This is a genomic window from Sphingobacterium sp. UBA1498, from assembly GCF_002325125.1.
Taxonomy (GTDB): Bacteria; Bacteroidota; Bacteroidia; order Sphingobacteriales; family Sphingobacteriaceae; genus Sphingobacterium.
In genome coordinates, this window is record NZ_DCRG01000026.1 from 70,366 (window position 1) to 89,550 (window position 19,185).

Annotated in this window: 17 protein-coding genes; 14 read left to right on the forward strand and 3 right to left on the reverse strand. The window is 41.6% G+C overall.

The window, feature by feature from the left end:
- The first annotated feature begins 13 nt into the window (after positions 1-13).
- Both glmS and B3139_RS15430 read left to right on the forward strand, forming a co-directional pair.
- Complete coding sequence (gene glmS, locus B3139_RS15425) at positions 14-1,855, forward strand: glutamine--fructose-6-phosphate transaminase (isomerizing) (RefSeq protein WP_293884488.1); 1,842 nt, start codon at positions 14-16, stop codon at positions 1,853-1,855.
- 8 nt (positions 1,856-1,863) lie between these two features.
- Complete coding sequence (locus B3139_RS15430; protein WP_293884489.1) at positions 1,864-4,044, forward strand: DUF4954 family protein; 2,181 nt, start codon at positions 1,864-1,866, stop codon at positions 4,042-4,044.
- Positions 4,045-4,173: 129 nt separating this feature from the next.
- Here the strand turns inward: B3139_RS15430 and B3139_RS15435 are convergent, their stop codons facing one another.
- From B3139_RS15435 to lgt, 3 genes are all read right to left on the reverse strand, one after another.
- Positions 4,174-4,740: a helix-turn-helix domain-containing protein gene (locus tag B3139_RS15435; protein ID WP_293884490.1), complete on the reverse strand. Its 567-nt coding sequence runs from the start codon at positions 4,738-4,740 to the stop codon at positions 4,174-4,176.
- Between the two features lie 108 nt (positions 4,741-4,848).
- On the reverse strand, positions 4,849-5,391 hold the full coding sequence (locus B3139_RS15440) for a L,D-transpeptidase family protein (RefSeq protein ID WP_293884491.1): 543 nt from the start codon (positions 5,389-5,391) through the stop codon (positions 4,849-4,851).
- 72 nt (positions 5,392-5,463) lie between these two features.
- Positions 5,464-6,279 carry a prolipoprotein diacylglyceryl transferase gene (gene lgt, locus B3139_RS15445; protein WP_293884492.1) on the reverse strand — a complete coding sequence of 272 codons (816 nt, stop codon included), beginning with the start codon at positions 6,277-6,279 and terminating at the stop codon, positions 5,464-5,466.
- A gap of 215 nt (positions 6,280-6,494) precedes the next feature.
- On the opposite strand from lgt, the gene B3139_RS15450 reads away from it, so the two are divergent.
- From B3139_RS15450 to B3139_RS15505, 12 genes are all read left to right on the forward strand, one after another.
- On the forward strand, positions 6,495-7,613 hold the full coding sequence (locus B3139_RS15450) for a M42 family metallopeptidase (RefSeq protein ID WP_293884493.1): 1,119 nt from the start codon (positions 6,495-6,497) through the stop codon (positions 7,611-7,613).
- 35 nt (positions 7,614-7,648) lie between these two features.
- Positions 7,649-7,990 carry a DUF3467 domain-containing protein gene (locus tag B3139_RS15455; RefSeq protein WP_293884494.1) on the forward strand — a complete coding sequence of 114 codons (342 nt, stop codon included), beginning with the start codon at positions 7,649-7,651 and terminating at the stop codon, positions 7,988-7,990.
- A gap of 334 nt (positions 7,991-8,324) precedes the next feature.
- Entirely contained in the window at positions 8,325-9,833 is a 1,509-nt protein-coding gene (locus B3139_RS15460) for a carbon-nitrogen hydrolase family protein (protein WP_293884495.1), read from the forward strand.
- Positions 9,834-9,862: 29 nt separating this feature from the next.
- On the forward strand, positions 9,863-11,905 hold the full coding sequence (locus B3139_RS15465; protein WP_293884496.1) for a M13 family metallopeptidase: 2,043 nt from the start codon (positions 9,863-9,865) through the stop codon (positions 11,903-11,905).
- Positions 11,906-12,065: 160 nt separating this feature from the next.
- A complete protein-coding gene (gene rplU, locus B3139_RS15470; protein WP_028068281.1) occupies positions 12,066-12,377 on the forward strand; it encodes a 50S ribosomal protein L21 in 312 nt (103 codons plus the stop codon).
- A 44-nt stretch (positions 12,378-12,421) separates the two neighbouring features.
- Positions 12,422-12,685, forward strand: a complete 264-nt coding sequence (rpmA, locus tag B3139_RS15475; RefSeq protein ID WP_046672918.1) for a 50S ribosomal protein L27 — start codon at positions 12,422-12,424, stop codon at positions 12,683-12,685.
- A gap of 502 nt (positions 12,686-13,187) precedes the next feature.
- Entirely contained in the window at positions 13,188-13,931 is a 744-nt protein-coding gene (locus B3139_RS15480) for a hypothetical protein (protein WP_293884497.1), read from the forward strand.
- A 5-nt stretch (positions 13,932-13,936) separates the two neighbouring features.
- Positions 13,937-14,527, forward strand: coding sequence for a hypothetical protein (locus B3139_RS15485; protein WP_293884498.1), 591 nt, complete (start codon positions 13,937-13,939; stop codon positions 14,525-14,527).
- Between the two features lie 318 nt (positions 14,528-14,845).
- Complete coding sequence (locus B3139_RS15490) at positions 14,846-15,814, forward strand: formylglycine-generating enzyme family protein (protein ID WP_293884499.1); 969 nt, start codon at positions 14,846-14,848, stop codon at positions 15,812-15,814.
- Between the two features lie 27 nt (positions 15,815-15,841).
- The gene (locus B3139_RS15495) at positions 15,842-17,155 is read left to right on the forward strand and encodes a Gfo/Idh/MocA family oxidoreductase (RefSeq protein ID WP_209581036.1); all 1,314 of its coding nucleotides are present in this window, start codon (positions 15,842-15,844) and stop codon (positions 17,153-17,155) included.
- Between the two features lie 12 nt (positions 17,156-17,167).
- On the forward strand, positions 17,168-18,190 hold the full coding sequence (locus B3139_RS15500) for an FAD:protein FMN transferase (RefSeq protein ID WP_293884500.1): 1,023 nt from the start codon (positions 17,168-17,170) through the stop codon (positions 18,188-18,190).
- A 16-nt stretch (positions 18,191-18,206) separates the two neighbouring features.
- A complete protein-coding gene (locus tag B3139_RS15505) occupies positions 18,207-19,130 on the forward strand; it encodes a hydroxypyruvate isomerase family protein (protein ID WP_293884501.1) in 924 nt (307 codons plus the stop codon).
- Positions 19,131-19,185 lie beyond the last annotated feature (55 nt).

Here is a 19,185-nt window from a genome sequence, read left to right on the forward strand (position 1 = left end):
AATTGAGACAAGCATGTGTGGAATTGTAGGATACACAGGTTATCGTCAGGCGTACGGTATCGTCATTGACGGATTGAAAAAGTTAGAATACCGTGGATATGACAGTGCTGGAGTGGCATTGCATAAAGGTGATCAGATCGATGTTTACAAAAAGACAGGTAAAGTCGCAAACTTAGAAGAGTTTGTGTTCGGTCAGGATCTCCAATCAACTACAGCGATAGGCCATACACGTTGGGCAACACACGGTGAGCCTTCGGACAGAAATGCACACCCCCATTATTCTAATAGTGGACGTATAGCCATGATCCATAACGGGATTATCGAAAACTACGCTTCTTTGAAGTCGGAATTGATCAACAAAGGGTATACGTTTAAGAGCGATACGGATACAGAGGTGCTCGTCAATTTTATTGAAGAGATTCAATCTCAGAACGAATGCTCGCTAGAGGAAGCTATTCGTATTGCCTTGAAACGGGTAGTAGGAGCTTATGTGATCCTCGTATTGGAGGCAGGTCATCCGGATCGTATTATTGCAGCGCGTAAAGGAAGTCCTTTAGTTATTGGTATCGGTAAAAATGAGCATTTTTTGGGTTCAGATGCTTCGCCGATGCTAGCCTACACCAAAGAGGTGGTATACATCAACGATTACGAATTGGCGATCATTACGCCGGACGAACTGATCTTGAAAAATCTAGGTAATGAACGCATCACACCTTACGTTCAAAAATTAGATCTTGAGTTGTCAGCAATCGAAAAAGGCGGTTACGACCACTTTATGCTAAAGGAAATATTCGAACAACCCGATACTATTTTCGACTCCATGCGTGGTCGGCTAGACCTGCAGTCGCATCAGATTACGCTGAGCGGTATCGAGAAGTTTGCAAACGAAATCAGTAATACCAACCGCATTGTGATTGTCGCTTGTGGAACAAGCTGGCACGCCGGACTTATCGCAGAGTATATTATTGAGGAACTGTGCCGAATTAATGTGGAGGTCGAATATGCCTCGGAATTCCGCTATCGTAATCCCGTTATCCATCCTGGAGATGTAATTTTGGCCATCTCTCAAAGTGGTGAGACTGCGGATACGTTAGTCGCTTTGGAAAATGCTAAAAAACAAGGTGCTATTATTTTAGGCGTTGTCAATGTGGTGGGATCTTCTATTGCCCGTCTTTCGGATGCTGGTGCCTATACACATGCAGGTCCTGAAATCGGCGTAGCAAGTACCAAAGCGTTTACAGCACAACTGACAGTACTGAACCTAATTGCTTTAAAAGTCGCTTCATTAAAGGGTTCAATCAGCGACGAACGTTACCAGGCACTTGCTCGGGAATTGAATGAAGTTCCGAAGAAAGTGGAATGGATCTTAGATACGCAGGTGGAGAAAATCAAACAGATTGCCAAAAAGTATAAAGATGCCCGCGACTTCCTATTCTTAGGCAGGGGATATAACTTTCCGGTTGCCCTCGAAGGTGCCCTGAAGTTGAAGGAAATTTCATACATCCATGCCGAAGGTTACCCGGCAGCGGAAATGAAACATGGTCCTATCGCATTGGTAGATGAAAACTTACCTGTTGTATTTATCGCCACTAAAGATGCTTATCACGAAAAGATTGTATCGAATATCCAAGAGATCAAAGCGCGTAAAGGCAAAATCATCTCGGTTGTCACCCAAGGCGATACTGTTTCTGAAAGCTTATCGGATGATTTTATGGAAATACCAGAAGCCGATGAAATCATTGCACCATTGATTTCTGTTGTGCCACTGCAACTCCTATCGTATTATATTGGCGTAGAGCTAGGATTGGATGTGGATAAACCACGTAACTTGGCTAAGTCCGTAACTGTAGAGTAAGGAGGCTGATGAGTATATTGAAGAAAAAACCTTTGGAGCAGCTGGGATATGGATTTATCCCAGCTGAATTTATTCCAGCAGGACAAGACGAATATACCCTGCGTTTTCAACAAAATCCGCGGAATGACTTTCGGGATCTGACGGATGAAGAGATTCAGCAGTTAATCAAAAACGGCAACTGGTCCAGCGACTGGTCCAAAGTTAAAGTATCGGCGGTCTTTGATCCAAATCAGATCCAACATTGTAAATTCTATGGTCTGGTCCGTATCGGAAATCTGAGCCCAAGTTACCTGGACTATCGCAATTTGAAATTGCCTATTGGCCTGTATCATTCCACGATTGTAAGTTCGGATTTTGGCGACGATGTTGCTGTCCATCACGTGGGTTTTCTGTCTTACTTTATTGTTGGTAATGAGGTGCTGTTAAGCCAGATTAAGGAAATGGAAACAGGCAGTACAGCGAAATTTGGCAATGGTATCCTCCGCGATGGCGAAGCGCCCGAAAAACGGATACAGCTGGAGCTCTGCAATGAAAATGGTGCACGCTCGGTCTATCCTTTTGATGGCATGCAGTCTGCAGACGTATACCTCTGGACCCGTAATCGACAGGATCATGTGCTGCAACGCCGATTTGGGGAATTGACTGATCAGAAATTTGGCAGTCAACGTGGCTTTTACAGTCAGATCGGCGACCGTTGTGTCATCAAAAATACCTTCACGATCAAAAATGTAAAGATCGGAACTGATGTATATATCAAAGGGGTCAGCAAACTGAAAAATGTGACGGTCAATTCCTCGCAGGAATCTTATACCCAGATTGGCGAAGGCTGTGAGCTTGTCAATGGTATCATAGGCTACGGCTGCCGCATATTTTACGGTGTTAAAGCCGTACGTTTTATCTTGGCTTCTTATTCGCAGTTGAAGTACGGTGCCCGTCTGATCAACTCGTATCTGGGCGACAACTCCACTATTTCCTGTTGCGAAGTATTAAATTCTTTGATCTTCCCGGCACATGAGCAGCACCATAACAATTCTTTTCTATGTGCGGCGCTCGTGATGGGCCAAAGTAATATGGCTGCGGGAGCTACGGTAGGATCCAATCACAACTCTAGAGCAGCGGACGGTGAAATTATCGCGGGACGTGGTTTTTGGCCGGGACTCTGTGTCAGTTTAAAACACAACTCCAGATTTGCATCGTATTGTCTTATTGTCAAAGGAGATTTTCTGCACGAATTGGACATTAGATTGCCTTTTACGTTGGTAAGCAATGATGTGCAGCATGATCAGCTGGTATTGATTCCGGGCTATTGGTTTATGTACAATATGTACGCGCTGGTGCGTAATGCCAATAAATATGAAGCCAGGGATAACCGACATTTCAAAAACCAATATTTTGAATACGATATGTTGGCACCGGATACGGTGAATGAAATGTTTGAAGGAATGGATCTGTTGGCTTTGGCCGTTGCAGATAGTCTTCATACCGCAGCAGGTAAGGAAGTGCAGGAGCGTATTATTGCCGGCCGGGCACTGCTCGCCAACAATATGGATCTTAAGAACCAGACCATTGTGCTCCAAGGAGCAGAGAATTCCCGAAGACCTACCGTGATTCAGAAAGTAGGTGAGGCGTATCATTTGTATCGCTCGTTTATCAAATACTACGGTGTGTTGCATTTGATGGATGCACTCGAGGACGGTCTTTCGCTGCAGGATATCATAGAATCCTTAGCGGATAAGACGCGTACAAGCTGGCAAAATATAGGTGGGCAGCTGATCGAAAGCAACGCGTTGCAAACTTTTCTGAATGATATTAAATCTAAAAAAATAGATTCTTGGGATGAAGTCCACGAGTTCTATCATGATAAGAGTAAAGCTTATGCCTTGGATAAACGTGAACATGCGCTCTTGTCTTTAATGGAGATTCTAAATTTAGAAGGGATGGCTTTATCAGCAGATAAAATTGTATCTTTGTTGGATCAGGCACTCGGACACCGAATCTGGATTGGTGAACAGATTTACAAATCGCGCGCTAAAGACTACAAAAATCCATTCAAAAACATGGTGTATGCCAATGATGAAGAACGAGATATTGTGGTAGGAAAGCTGGAGGAGAACTCCTTTATCAATCAACAACAAAAAGAATTAGAGACATTTAAGATAAGGGTTGCTAATTTGAAAGGGCAATTTTAAAAGAAAGGCTTCCGCTCGGAGGCCTTTTCTTTTTTGAACTCTACACTGCCTGAAGAAGCTCCACACTGCCTGAAGAAGCTCCACACTGCCCAAAAATCCGCGCTGCTCTCGAGCGTGAATTGCAGTTCTTTAATCATTAATCTTATCAAGAGGTTTGCGTTTATTCTCTTTGATCTGTTTAAAGTGACTCGGTGTAAGTCCAGTAACCTTTTTAAATTGATTACTTAAATAAGCAACACTGGAGTAATTGAGTTTATAAGCAATTTCACTCAGGGTGAGTTCGTCATAAACCAATAACTCTTTGACATATTCAATTTTTTGGCCAATGAAATACTTTTCGATGGTCATGCCTTCCACTTCTGAAAAAAGATTGGAGATGTAGTTGTAGTCGTGATGTACTTCCTTGCTGATAATTTCGGAAAGATTGAGGTTAGTATCATTATGCTGGTTGCGGATAAGGTCCAAAATAAGATGTTTGACCTGCTCAATGATGACCGTTCTTTTATCGTCAATGAGTTCAAAGCCAAGGCTGGAAAAGGTGGCAGCAAGTTGCTTGGTCTCCGCTTTGGTTAGTTCTTCATCGATTTCAACCTGACCCAAGGAAATATGTTTGATATGGAGATTGAGCTTGGCCAATTCATTTTCAACGACCATAATGCACCGATTGCACACCATATTCTTTATCGCAAGTTTCATATGTAAATTATTTTAAATACAAGTTACCAATGTAAACCCAAAAATCGATAATTTATTGGATATGGGGTTGTAAGATTTGGAGATTATCTTGTATTATTTTTTAAAGCGTTACGGTTTGATTTCAATGGGAGTGCCAATTGGAACTGCTTTAAAAAGTTCATCAATCTCCGAGTTAGTTAGCGCCATACAACCTAAAGTCCAGTCCATGTGCCGCTGCAACTTGCCGATAAAACCCATACCATTTCTAAGCCCGTGGATCTTAATGTCGCCGCCGGCTACCTTTCCTAGGGCTTTGGCCTGGGCGATATCTGCTTGATTGGGATAGGAGACCCCAAGGTTTTTGTGGTAGTCGCTATACTGATTTTTATCGTTGATCGTATATAGACCCTCAGGTGTTTTTAAATCGCCTTCAAACTGTTTGGCACCGATAGGTTGCCTACCCAGTGAAATCCGGTAAGTTTTTAACAGCCTTCCGTCACTATACGCTAATAGCGACCTTTTCGATTTGTAGACGACAAGCTTGTCGACTTTAGCGTTGTTACTTAGTGCAGGTTCCGGATAGCTGTTGTAGCCCCACAGCCCCAGGGCAATAAGGATAAAGAGAGCGATAACCGTTTTTAATACTATTTTACGTTTTTTTTGTCGCTTCATCTTTGAGAAGTTTTAAAAGTGTATAAATGGGTAAACGAAGTGCCAGACACTGCGCTGGCACTCGGTTTATTTTTATGCTTTCGTTTTCCGGAAGATAAAGTATAATCCGACTAATATAAAAGGTATACTTAATAACTGACCCATGTTTAGAGCCATGCTTTGCTCGAACGCTTCCTGGTCGATTTTAAAATGTTCCAGCACCATACGCGCGCCGAACAATAAGACCATAAAAATGCCGAATAGCTGACCTCTCTGACGGTTGGGATTTGACTTGAATAGGGAACCGATGATGATAAAGATCAAAATATAAGCGATAGCTTCATAAAGCTGTCCGGGATGACGGGGTATATTGTCTACACGTTCGAAGACAATAGCCCAAGGAAGGTCGCTGGGGGTTCCAATAATTTCGGAATTAAAGAAATTCCCAATACGGATAAGTGCTCCGGCAATAGGGACAACGACAACGAGTCGGTCTGCCAGCCACAGAAAATCGGTTTTCGTTTTTCTGCAAAATAAATAAAGCGCGACAAGAATCCCCATGGCCCCACCATGGGAAGCTAGGCCTGCAAAGCCTGTGATATGAAATCCTGTATTATCCCACTTGAATGGTAGGAAAATCTCCAGGATATGATCTTTATAATACTCAAAATCGTAAAACAGGCAGTGCCCCAATCGTGCTCCGATTAAAGTGCCCAGAAAAATATAAATTGATAGTTGATCTAGTTGCTCCTGTGTACGGCCTTCTTTTTTGAAAATACGCAACATAATGACGTATGAGACAAAAAATGCCAATAGCCAGCACAATGCATAATAACGCAGGGCAAAGGCGCCGAAGTTGAACATTTCAGGGTCAATATTCCAATGTATTGCACTTAATATTGAATTCATAAATTTTATAGCTGTTTAAATTACTTTGGAGTAAAGATAAGCTTTAATCTCATTTTTTTGGTTATAATTTGCTTAAACAAGAGCAACACGATCATGGCGTTTGTTATTTCAGGTAGGCAGGCCTTCTTTCTGCTATTATTTTCCAAAAAACATTTTTACTTTTGCAATTCATTGAAATTTTCATATTTTGACGAAAGTAAATAGAAAAGGAAAAGATGGCAGAAAAAAACAAGAAAAAAGAGCCGAAACACAATACGATTGTGACTAAAGATTCGCTTTCATTTTTTGAAAAATATATCAACAACGCTTCTCCAACAGGATTTGAGTGGGATGGACAGCGTTTATGGCTGGATTATTTAAAGCCTTATGTCGACGAGACGTTTGTAGACAACTACGGTACTGCCGTGGGTGTAATTAACCCGAGGGCGGAGTACAAAGTGGTTATAGAGGCTCATGCTGATGAGATTTCTTGGTTTGTCAATTATATAACAAAAGACGGGCTGATCTATGTGATACGCAACGGTGGTTCGGATCACCAGATAGCACCCTCTAAGCGCGTGAATATTCATACGGAAAACGGTATCGTCAAAGCCGTATTCGGCTGGCCGGCTATTCATACACGTTCGGGCGAGAAAGAAGAGAACCCTACATTAAAAAATATCTTTTTGGATTGCGGTTGCAGCACCAAAGAGGAGGTCGAAGCTTTGGGTATCCATGTCGGTTGTGTGATCACTTACGAAGATACATTCTCTATCCTGAATGATCGTTATTATGTCGGACGTGCGATGGACAATAGGGCAGGTGGCTTTATGATCGCTGAGGTGGCACGCTTGCTAAAAGAGAATAAAAAGAAATTGCCATTTGGATTATATATCGTAAATTCGGTGCAGGAAGAAATTGGTTTACGTGGAGCAGAAATGATTGCAGACCGGATCAAACCGAATGTCGCTATCGTTACCGATGTAACGCATGATACGCAGACTCCGATGATTAATAAGATCACGCAGGGGGACCTGTTCTCAGGAAAAGGCCCGGTATTGTCGTATGCACCAGCAGTGCAGATCAATTTGAATAAGCTGTTGGTGAAGGTTGCTGAAAAGAATAATATTCCATTCCAGCGTCAGGCTTCTTCCCGTTTTACTGGAACTGACACGGATGCATTCGCCTATAGTAATGGTGGTGTACCGTCGGCGCTGATTTCTTTGCCACTGCGATATATGCACACGACAGTAGAGATGGTTCATAAAGAGGATGTCGACAACGTGATCAGACTGATCTATGAAACATTATTGAATATAGAGAATGGTCAAGACTTTAGAACATTTACAAAGTAGAATTTAGAATATATTAACTTATCATTAGAATTATTATGGAAAATAACCAAAATCAAAACGAATTGAGCATCGAGTTGACAGAAGAAGTAGCAGAAGGAATCTACTCAAATCTTGCGATTATCACTCACTCTAATACTGAATTTGTGGTTGACTTTATCCGTGTGATGCCAGGAGTGCCAAAAGCAAAAGTGAAATCAAGAATCGTTTTGACTCCGGAGCATGCTAAACGCTTGTTAGGTGCATTGGTTGATAACGTAAATCGTTTCGAAGCATTGAACGGTCCGATTAAAATGGATGTAGGCGCTGCTGAACAATCTCAACAAGGTGGAGACCCTACTGTAGCATTTCCTTTCGGAACTCCACAAGGTCAAGCATAGTTGATAAAAACTATCCCTGAGATATAAAAAGCGTCAATGATCCCATTGACGCTTTTTTTTGTCCTTAATTTAACAATTACTGCTGTTTCGCCTTTAAGAAAGGGCTTAAGAATGTAATACAGCAACGTTTTATCGCATTTTCTGAAACCCTATCGTACCTAATCTTTTCGGATTTTCTCCATATAAACGAACTTATGTACTCAAAAGTTGTTATCTATGGATGCTGGCCCTTTTAGTGCATGCTACATACCCGGTATATTACCTATGGATAGCCCTTGTACCAGGCCTTTACTTTTACTAAATTTAGATAACTAATTTCAAAAAGGAGAATTATATGGATATTCAAGTGCGGAACTTGACAAAGAAGGATTATGTTGATTTGAAAAAATCGATGGAACAGGCATATGATGGTGTAGGTGAAACCTGGTCGAAAGAAAATATTCAAGACCTGATCGATTTATTTCCAGAAGGACAATTATGTGTGGAGATTGATGGGCATGTTGTCGCTTGTGCCCTGTCCATTATTCTGAATTCAAAAAAGAATAATATCTACGATAGCTATTATGAGATTATTGATAATGGCAAGTTTACCAAGCATAGTGATGATGGGGATACCCTCTATGGGATAGAAGTGTTTGTGCATCCCAGTCATCGGGCTCTTCGACTTGGACGCCGGCTTTATGATGCACGTAAGGAGCTGTGCGAACAGATGAACCTCAAAGGTATCATTGCTGGCGGTCGGATACCCAATTACCATAATTATGCAGAAAAAATGAGTCCGCGGGTGTATATTGAAAAGGTCAAGCGCAAAGAAATTTTTGACCCCACTTTAACGTTTCAGCTTTCAAATGATTTTCACGTCAAGAAAATCCTCAAGCATTATCTGCCTGAAGATGCAGAATCGATGGAGTTTGCTACGCTCCTCGAGTGGAACAATATCTATTATGAGGCCGAGACGCGATCGATTTCGACGACAAAGCAAACCATCCGTCTGGGGTTGGTGCAATGGCAGATGCGTTTATTTGATAATCTTGATGCATTTTACGATCAGATTGAATTCTTTGTGGATACAGTAAGTGATTATGGAACCGATTTTATTATGTTTCCCGAGTTTTTTAATACGCCGCTCATGAGCCCGTACAACGATCTTCCGGAACGTTTGGCAATGGAAAGGCTTGCGCAGCACACTGCGGAGATTATTGATCGCATACAGCAATTTGCCGTATCCTATAACGTTAACATTATTGCAGGCTCTATGCCTTTGGTAGAAAATAAAAAGCTCTACAATGTTTCTTACCTCTGCCATCGCAATGGTAAACTAGATCAGTTTAAGAAAATTCATATTACACCGAACGAATTTAAATACTATGGTATGGTCGGGGGGAGTGAAGTGAAGGTTTTTGATACCGACTGTGGTAAGGTAGGGCTATTAATCTGCTACGATGTCGAATTCCCTGAGTTGAGCCGAATCTTGGCAGACCAGGGCATGCAGATTCTCTTTGTTCCCTTTATGACCGATACACAAAATGGTTATATTCGTGTGCGTACCTGTGCGCAGGCCAGAGCGATAGAAAATGAATGTTACGTAGCTATCGCTGGTTCTGTGGGCAATTTGCCGCGTGTGAACAATATGGATATTCAATATTCGCAGTCTGCTGTCTTTACGCCTTCAGACTTTGCCTTTCCAAATAATGCCATTAAAGCGGAGGCAACCCCAAATGCCGAAATGGTACTGATCGCCGACGTTGATCTGTATGCGCTTCGGGATCTACATGAATATGGTACCGTTAAAATCAAGAAGGATCGGCGTAAGGATCTATATGAAGTAAAACTTTTAAAGTAATTTTATATATGCTTTTAATTTAATAAAATATGATACAAAAAGTCAAGTGGGGAACGCTGTCGATCGTTTTCATGATGATGTCATGTCAGTCAAATAAGAAAAGCGATACGGCTCAAGAGGTCCGGACCAGTTTTTTTGACGTTTCGGGAATGGATACCACGGTGCATCCAGGGGATAATTTTTTTGAGTATGCGAACGGAGCCTGGATGAAAAATACCCAGATCCCGGCATCAGAAACAGGATGGGGGTCATTTTACATTCTTGAGAATGAAAATTTGGAGAAGCTCAGATCTGTTTTGGAAAACGCTGCAAAATCAGCTGACAAGAAGGGATCCGATCAGCAAAAGGCAGGCGATTTCTATGCCAGTGGCATGGATACCGTGACCATCGACAAATTGGGAGCAAAGCCGATCGAAGGAGCAATCCAGAAAATCAATGCGTTGAAAAGCATCGAGGAACTGATCGCTTATGCTGCAGATGGATTTAAGGAGGGTGATGGAGACCTTTTTACATTTTATGTCGCTGCGGATGATCGGATCAGTACGAAAAATGCATTGCAATTTTTTCAGGGCGGACTTAATCTACCTGAAGCAAGTTATTACCTCGATCAGGATGATAAAGCAAAGAAAATCAGAAAGGCTTATGTGGCCTATCTGGTTAAATTGTTTGGATTGATCGGAGAGGGAGCCAACGCACAAAGATTGGCAGAGGAAGTACTTCAACTGGAAACCGCTATAGCCAAATCTCATGCGACTCCGGTAGAATTGCGTGATCCCGTTAAAAATTATCATAAATTTGCGGTGCAGGATTTCCAAAAACAGACGCCAAATCTTAATTGGAAGGATATCCTAAGTCGTTTGGATATCAAAACCGATACCATGCTCGTGCAGCAACCTAAGTTCTATCTTGCTTTAAATAATCTGTTGAAATCACAATCGCTAGCGACCTGGAAGACAAAGCTCAAAGCAGATTTAGCAAATGCGTCGGCTAACGCTTTGAGCAAGGAATTTCGAGAAGCTAAATTTGATTTGTTTGGAAAAATATTGAATGGTCAGCAGCAGGAGAAAGAACGTTGGAAATTAATGGTGAGCTCCGCAGATCAAAACTTGGGGGAGATTGTCGGAAAGTTATATGTGGATGAATATTTCAAACCTGAAGCAAAGAAACGGATGCTTGAATTGGTCGACAATCTACAAAAGGTGTATAAAAGTCGCATCGAGAAATTGGACTGGATGACACCAGAGACCAAGAAGAAAGCAATCGAAAAATTGGAGGCTTTCACCAAGAAAATCGGTTATCCTGAAAAGTGGAAAGATTATAAGGACGTGGAAGTGTCCAAAGATGCCTACTATGCCAATTTACAGTCTGCAGCCAAGCATGCTTATAAAGAAATGGTAGAAAAAATCGGTAAACCGGTTGACAAGTCGGAATGGCTGATGACAACACCTACGGTAAATGCATACTATAATCCGCCTTACAACGAAATTGTATTTCCAGCCGGGATATTGCAATTTCCATTTTTTGATGTGAACGCAGACGACGCCATAAATTATGGCGCTATTGGCGCCGTTATCGGTCACGAGATGACCCACGGCTTTGATGATCAGGGACGTCAATATGATAAAGATGGTAATTTGACAGATTGGTGGACTGCGGTCGATGCAAAGCAGTTTACAGAAAGGGCCAATCAGGTAGCAAAGTTATATAGTAGTTTCACATTGTTGGACAATCAACATGTGAATGGTGAGCTCACGTTGGGCGAAAATCTCGCTGATATCGGAGGACTCAATATTGCCTATGACGCCTTTAAATTGACCAAGCAAGGGCAGGGGCAAGAGAAAATCGATGGTTTTACACCGGATCAACGTTTCTTCCTGAGTTTCGCGCAGGTGTGGCGCGTAAAGAGTAGCGATGAAAGAATGCGTTTGCGTTTAAAAGTCGATCCGCATAGCCCCGAACAATTTCGCGTGAATGGCCCAGTGTATAATATGGAGGCTTTCTATAAGGCATTTAATATACAGCCCAAGGCAAAAATGTATGTGGCACCCGAGAAGAGAGTTTTGGTTTGGTAATAACTTTTGGGCACGAATGTTATTGTCTTGATGCTGTTTAGGGCAATACTATTCACAAAATAACGTTTAACTAGAAATGAAAATGTAAATTTGTCTTTGAATTATGATAAAAACTGATTACTTTTGCCCTTCATTTAATAACACATTTAATTAATTAACAATGTACGCAATAGTAAATATAGCAGGACAGCAATTTAAAGTTGCAAAAGACCAGTTCCTTTTTGTACACCGTTTACAAGGAGATGAAGGCGCTAGTATTGAATTTGACAATGTATTGTTAGCAGAAGACGGTGGTAAATTTACCATTGGTACACCTAGCGTTGCTGGTGCAAAAGTTTCGGCTAAAATTTTGTCTCATTTAAAAGGCGATAAAGTTATCGTTTTCAAGAAAAAACGTCGTAAAGGCTACAAAAAGAAAAACGGTCACCGTCAACAATTTTCTAAAATCCAGATCACTGGTATTACGTTATAATTGAATTTTTAATCAGACAAACAGTCTTAAATTAAGATAAAGAAATGGCACACAAAAAAGGTGCGGGTAGTTCGAAGAACGGCCGTGAGTCACATAGCAAGCGTTTAGGTATCAAAATCTTCGGTGGTCAACAAGCAATCGCTGGTAACATCATCGTACGCCAACGCGGTACACAACACAATCCTGACACAAATGTTGGTATTGGTAAAGACCACACATTGTTCGCTTTAGTAGACGGTAAAGTAGTTTTCCGTAAAAAAGCTAACAATAAATCTTATGTATCTGTAGTTCCTACAGAACAAGCATAAGGTTTTGCAACAATATTTAAGAGGCATCAAGAAATTGATGCCTTTTTTTTACTACTTATCTGCTTTTCCCTTATGCCAGCGGCCACACCTGGCCACCTCGGAAGCTGTTGCAATAGCGCACTAACACCATCTTAAAAAGTTTGGTTGCAGCACACTACTGTTTAAAAGTCTCATCCCACTGTACTCAATTTGTTAGGCTTGATAATGAACTGTTTAAGGTTTTAAACAGATTTAAATTGTTATTTTCTGTTAAATGTAACTGCTTTGGTACAATTTTTATAAAATATTAGTGTTTCTAAAATAAACACCAATTGATGAAATATCGACAGAGACGGAATAGGACTTTCCAGGCAGCAGCAGCGACGCCCGCTTGGTTTGTATATCTGTACACGATGTGCGCGTGTAGACGAGATGATTTAGATATTTTATGCCTATAAAAGAGCGAAATGTGATGGATTCATGTGTCCATATCATGCAAAAAAGAACGAATAAATACTTACATATGAAATACAATAAGTTGGGATATGCTATGTGCGCTGGATTATTTGCCTGTTCATTCTATTCCTGTAGTTCCATTTATATGCCCAATGTGCCATCCGCGCCAATGTTTACAGAAGCGGGGGAAGTATATGTGTCGGGTAATATTAATACCAAAGCCAATGTATCGGCAAACCTCGGTGTAGCTGTCACTGATCACGTGGCGGTGATTGCCAATGGTTCCTATGTAGATAGTAGATCCAATATCAAAGACTATGCGCAAAAGATGGGAGAGGCAGGAATAGGCTATTATACACGGTTTGGTCGTAAAAATAATCGTGTATTTGAGGTTTATGGCGGTTATGGGGTGGGAAATACAAGTGTAATCGATAAGCGTTCATCGACAATGGGACAAGCAATTGTGGAAACGAAGGACATGGATTTTGACAAAGTGTTTGTACAGGTCAACTTTTCATCGGAAAAAAAGGATGCCCTGAAACTATTTGGTAACCGGCATGACATCGATTATGGTACCATCATCCGTCTGAGCAATATGCGCATGAAAAATTTTGCGATCGATGGCCTTCCGGCAGAAAAAGAGGAAAATATGCTGGTAGAACCTGTATTTTATACCCGGATGGGGCTTGGAAAAGGGTGGAAGCTGCAGTATACAAATGGTATGGTTTTCGGTCTCAAAAGTAATACCTATTTAAAAGCAGGATATCCATTGTTTACGTTGGGAGTTTTATATAAATTTGGAGGAAAATAGCGGCTATGAACAAGAAAATATTATTGGCGTTTTTTGTAGTGCTGGGTTTTTTTATTTCCGGCTGTGGAGTAAATCGACAAAAAGCGCAGATCGAGAACTTAGCGAAATGTAAGTTCGATGTAGAATCAGTGGATAGTATCCGGTTGGCAGGCACATCCCTGCAACGACTGATCAGAAATAATCAGATTGACTTAGGAGCCGCGCCAAGCTTAGCATTGGCGTATTTGCGGAAGGATATCCCCTTAGACGCCGTAATCCGGCTTAAAATAGATAATCCAACGCTTAAGAAAGCGTCCATTAATAAATTTCAATATATCATTCTTTACGGTGGGCAGCAGCTTGTTGAAGGTATTGTCAATCAGTCCTTACAAATAGAACCCGGAGAATCTACGGTCGCTAATGTACGTATAGCAACCAACATCTACGATTTGTTGAAAAATTCGGATCTACAGGATTTTTTAATGTCAAGCGATGAAAATAAAAAAGGAATATTCACGTTAAAAGTGAAACCTTCAATCAATATCGCCGGTCAATCTGTTTTCTATCCAGGTTATATTACCATAGATAAAGCGGTAAGCCGCAAGATCCTGCTTTAGCGTATAAGCGTAAGCGGCTAGATAATAGGGTTTTTCATGGAAGTGGAAAACCTTTTTTGTTTATTCGGCGGGCAAAGGATTGGTCAGAGGCAGTTTACCAACTGCTTTCAAAACTGTGGGCCTTGTTGACATGGGGAAGATTTTAGGAGCTGATTTTTCAATTGTTGCGATTTTTGGACGGTGGTATGTGATTTTGCTAAACCGTTATTATAAATGGACTATTATGTGAAGAATTAAACTGTAATAAAAAAGTTATAGTGTCAAAGTGTAAAGTATACACCTTATTTTATATTTTAGTCCTTAATTACAAACCTAAATATGTTTAAAAAAATCTTTATTCCTGTTTTATTATTTACTGGCGTACATGCTATGGCACAAAAGGCCTTCGAGCCATACGAGCAGTCTATTGAAGGAACTAATTTGACATTCAAAATGCTCGCCATCCCTGGCGGTAATTTTACAATGGGAAGCACGAGTGGAGGTAAGGAGGATGAAAAACCTGCGCATGAGGTTAAGTTGGATCCGTTTTGGATGGGTCAGTATGAAGTAACATGGGATCTGTTTGAGCCATTTCTCTATAAAGACTATGAGATTGCAAAGAGCAAGGACGGACAAGTAACCAAAGAAATCGATGCTGTTACCCGACCGACCAAACCGTATTTGGATATGACTTTTGGTTTTGGGAAAGAAGGACATCCAGCCTTGGCAATGACCCATTACAATGCTATCCAATTCTGTAAATGGCTATATGTGCGCACCGGGGTGTTTTATCGTTTGCCCACAGAGGCGGAGTGGGAGTATGCTGCCAGAGCAGGTTCCAAGACAGCGTATTTTTTCGGTGATCAAGCAACACAACTAGCAGATTACGCTTGGTTTAAAGAAAATGCGGAAGAGAAAACGCATGTTGTCGGACAAAAGAAGCCGAACCCCTGGGGTCTTTATGATATTTATGGCAATGTAGCCGAGTGGACTTACGACCAATATAAAGCCGATAGCTACAGCGAAGGTACGGGAAAGGTGTTGACCAACCCGGTAGTGGTACCAACTACCCTCTATCCACACGTTGTCCGTGGTGGTGCATTCGATAGCGCGGCTGATGACCTTCGTTCGGCGGCTCGGGGAGCATCAGATCCAGTATGGAAGCAACTGGACCCGCAAGTACCAAAAAGTAACTGGTGGTTTCCAGAAGCACCTTTCGTCGGACTGAGATTGGTAAGACCAGCTACTCCGCCTAGCCATGAAGAGATTATGGCGTATTATGATAAAAAACCAATTAAAGATTTTTAAAAATAAAATAATCAATATAAAACTGTTATGGAGAATCTAGAAAGAAGAGATTTTATTAAAACTTCTGCTGTAGTAGCCGGTGGCGCAATGTTGAGCTCGTTACCGCTATCGGGCGCATATGCTGCAGGTTCAGATGTCATTAAAGTTGCCTTAGTCGGCTGTGGGGGCCGGGGAACAGGAGCTACTTTCGATGCACTGAGCTCGGGAATGAACATTAAGGTTGTAGCTTTGGCCGATGCCTTTAAAGATAATTTAGATAGTACATATAATACTCTCAAAGAAAAATGGCAAGATAAGATCGATGTGAGCGACAACCATAAATTTGTCGGATTCGACGCTTATAAAGATGCGATTCAATTGGCAGATGTTGTTATCTTAGCCACGCCGCCAGGATTTAGACCGGCACATTTCGAAGAGGCAATCCGCCAGGGTAAGCATGTTTTCATGGAAAAGCCCGTCGCCGTTGACATCCCGGGAGTGCAACAGGTGTTGCGGGCAGCGGCAGAAGCGAAGCGCAAAAAACTGAATGTTGTTGTGGGGTTGCAACGCCGTTATCAAACAAATTACCGGGAGGCTATCAAACGTATCCAAGAAGGTGCCATCGGTGATGTTACATCGGGACAAGTGTATTGGAACTCGGGTGGTGTATGGGTGCGTCCACGCAAACCGGAACAGACAGAAATGGAATATCAAATGCGTAACTGGTATTATTTCAACTGGTTGTGCGGTGACCATATTGTTGAACAGCATGTGCACAATATTGATATTGCCAACTGGGTAAAAGGAGCTTATCCGGTATCGATTCAAGGCACAGGAAGTAGGGCCCATCGTACCGGTAAAGAGTATGGCGAAATATACGACAATTTTGCATTAGAGTTGACCTATGCGGATAACAGTGTTGTCTACAGCCAGTGTAGACACTTTGAAGGAATTCATAACCGGGTTGACGAACAATTCCAGGCAACCAAAGGACGGGCTTATCTCTCTGCAGGTGGACAGGCTGTATTGTACGACTGGAAAGGAAAAGAAATCTATCGGCATGATGCTAAAGGGAATCCAAACCCCTACCAACAAGAACATAAAGAACTTTTTGCGGCCATTTCTAAAGGCGAATATAAATTTGATAATGCTGAATACGGTGCTTACAGTACATTGACAGGTATTATCGGACGTATTGCTTGTTATACAGGTAAAGTAATCAAGTGGGACGAAGCATTGAAATCGACCATTAAATTGGGCCCGGATGTACTCGCATGGGATGCAAAACCAAAATTGCTGCCAGATGCAGAAGGCTTTTATCCGGTAGCAGTGCCTGGCCAAAATACAAACCTCTATATTTAAGCTTTTGGGCTGATGAGATTAAAGTGGTATGTGTGTCTCCTATTTTTTAGTATCGTTTGTCGCATGCATGTACAGGCGCAAACCCCATTGCCTGAATTACACAAAATTAGGCTGGAAGGTCCCGCGCAGGGGACACAATACCATATCACTTATTTTGCTTCCGACAGTCTTTTGAGACGGTCGGAAGTTGATAGTATATTGACGGCGATCGATTTGTCGATGTCAATATATCGCAAGGACTCGAAAATATCCCAGTTCAATACCGATTCGGTGAGGTCTATTGTCATGGATAACCACATGGCCAAGGTGATAAAAGCTTCCTTTAAGTATCATAAATTATCACATGGTCAATTTGATATTACGATTGCCCCTTTGGTCAACCTTTGGGGTTTTGGTGCCTATAAGAGTCCGGCAGCTCCAGATTCGGCGACGGTATTGAAAGTGAAGGAATTTGTTGGCATGCAGTATCTAAAGGTCCGTGGCAGCCATCTGATAAAAAAGAAAGAAGGAATTAAAATTGATGTCAATGGTATTGCACAGGGCTATACGGTAGATGTTTTGGCGGACTATCTTGAGCGAAAGGGAATTGTGAATTATATCGTTGAGGTCGGTGGTGAAATCAGGACTTCGGGTACGCCGCCTGGGGGGCAGGGGTTTTCCATTGGCATTGTCCAGCCAGATGATGATGGTGGTGAAGAATTGATTACTGCTGTGGCGCAGCTAAAAAAAGGAGCGCTGACCACAGCTGGTAGTTTCGAAAAGTATATCCAATATAAAGGGAAAAAATTGGGACACCATATCGATCCCGTTTCAGGTTTTCCATATCAGAGCGATATCCTAAGTGTCAGCGTCTATGCAAAAACTGCTATGGAAGCAGATGCACTGGATAATTATTTTATGGGCATGGAACCCGATAAAGTGATGACAGAAGCCAAAAAAATGAAAGGTGTGGCAGTATTTGTCATTTTTAAAAATAAAAATCAATCCATTCAAGCGATTTATTCGGAGGGATTTGGTAAATTATTTAAAAATTAATCAATTATAAAATAAAATGAAGAGATCGGATTTTATTAAAGGTAGTCTTTTGGCAGCTGGAGCCGGACTAGCTGGTCAGACTTTTGCGTCAACAGATCAACATACAGCTAATATGATGGATAAAGGTAAGACATTCAACCTAAATTACGCGCCCCACCAAGGGATGTTCAAAAATTATGCAGGTGATAATTTTCTGGATGAAATTCGTTATATGTATGATTTGGGCTTTCGTGGTATAGAAGATAATGGCTTTTTAGGGAGAACTTTGGATGAGCAGAAAAAGATCGGTGATCTTTTGGCTAAGTTAGGCATGACCATGGGGGTATTTGTGGTGGACGGCGGACAAAACTGGATGCCATCATTGGCGACCGGCAAACAAGAGTATTTGGACAAGTTCGTCGAAACATGCAAGAAATCTGTGGAAGCTGCCAAGCGTTGCAATGCAAAATGGCTAACGGTAGTGCCAGGATTTTATGAACGTAGACTTCCCTGGGGCAATCAGTTTAGCAATATCCTAACAGCGATGCGAAAAGGCGCCGAGATCTTTGAGCCGCATGGTTTGGTGATGGTATTGGAAACATTAAGTGATACACCAGATTTGTTTTTGCAGCAAACACATGAGACGTACGCCTTATGTAAGGCCGTGAACAGCCCATCCTGTAAAATTTTATATGATATCTATCATATGCAGCGTACCGAAGGGGATTTAATTGCCAACATGAATCGTTGTTGGGACGAAATTGCCTACATTCAGATCGGCGATAACCCTGGAAGAAAAGAGCCAACTACAGGTGAAATTAATTACAAGAACGTATTCAAACATATTCACGGTAAGGGATATAAGGGAATTATGGGGATGGAACATGGTATCTCCAAACCGGGTAAAGAAGGCGAGGATCGCTTGGTGGCAGCGTATCGCGAGGTGGATAGCTTTTTGTAATATTTTAATAGTGTACTATTGACAATTAGATTTAATTTCTTAAATTGAGCTGGTA

Coding starts and splice junctions, on each gene's coding strand:
- glmS (WP_293884488.1), top strand. CDS start 14: ATGTGTGGAATTGTAGGATACACAGGTTATCGTCAGGCGTACGGTATC.
- B3139_RS15430 (WP_293884489.1), top strand. CDS start 1,864: ATGAGTATATTGAAGAAAAAACCTTTGGAGCAGCTGGGATATGGATTT.
- B3139_RS15435 (WP_293884490.1), bottom strand. CDS start 4,740: ATGAAACTTGCGATAAAGAATATGGTGTGCAATCGGTGCATTATGGTC.
- B3139_RS15440 (WP_293884491.1), bottom strand. CDS start 5,391: ATGAAGCGACAAAAAAAACGTAAAATAGTATTAAAAACGGTTATCGCT.
- lgt (WP_293884492.1), bottom strand. CDS start 6,279: ATGAATTCAATATTAAGTGCAATACATTGGAATATTGACCCTGAAATG.
- B3139_RS15450 (WP_293884493.1), top strand. CDS start 6,495: ATGGCAGAAAAAAACAAGAAAAAAGAGCCGAAACACAATACGATTGTG.
- B3139_RS15455 (WP_293884494.1), top strand. CDS start 7,649: ATGGAAAATAACCAAAATCAAAACGAATTGAGCATCGAGTTGACAGAA.
- B3139_RS15460 (WP_293884495.1), top strand. CDS start 8,325: ATGGATATTCAAGTGCGGAACTTGACAAAGAAGGATTATGTTGATTTG.
- B3139_RS15465 (WP_293884496.1), top strand. CDS start 9,863: ATGATACAAAAAGTCAAGTGGGGAACGCTGTCGATCGTTTTCATGATG.
- rplU (WP_028068281.1), top strand. CDS start 12,066: ATGTACGCAATAGTAAATATAGCAGGACAGCAATTTAAAGTTGCAAAA.
- rpmA (WP_046672918.1), top strand. CDS start 12,422: ATGGCACACAAAAAAGGTGCGGGTAGTTCGAAGAACGGCCGTGAGTCA.
- B3139_RS15480 (WP_293884497.1), top strand. CDS start 13,188: ATGAAATACAATAAGTTGGGATATGCTATGTGCGCTGGATTATTTGCC.
- B3139_RS15485 (WP_293884498.1), top strand. CDS start 13,937: ATGAACAAGAAAATATTATTGGCGTTTTTTGTAGTGCTGGGTTTTTTT.
- B3139_RS15490 (WP_293884499.1), top strand. CDS start 14,846: ATGTTTAAAAAAATCTTTATTCCTGTTTTATTATTTACTGGCGTACAT.
- B3139_RS15495 (WP_209581036.1), top strand. CDS start 15,842: ATGGAGAATCTAGAAAGAAGAGATTTTATTAAAACTTCTGCTGTAGTA.
- B3139_RS15500 (WP_293884500.1), top strand. CDS start 17,168: ATGAGATTAAAGTGGTATGTGTGTCTCCTATTTTTTAGTATCGTTTGT.
- B3139_RS15505 (WP_293884501.1), top strand. CDS start 18,207: ATGAAGAGATCGGATTTTATTAAAGGTAGTCTTTTGGCAGCTGGAGCC.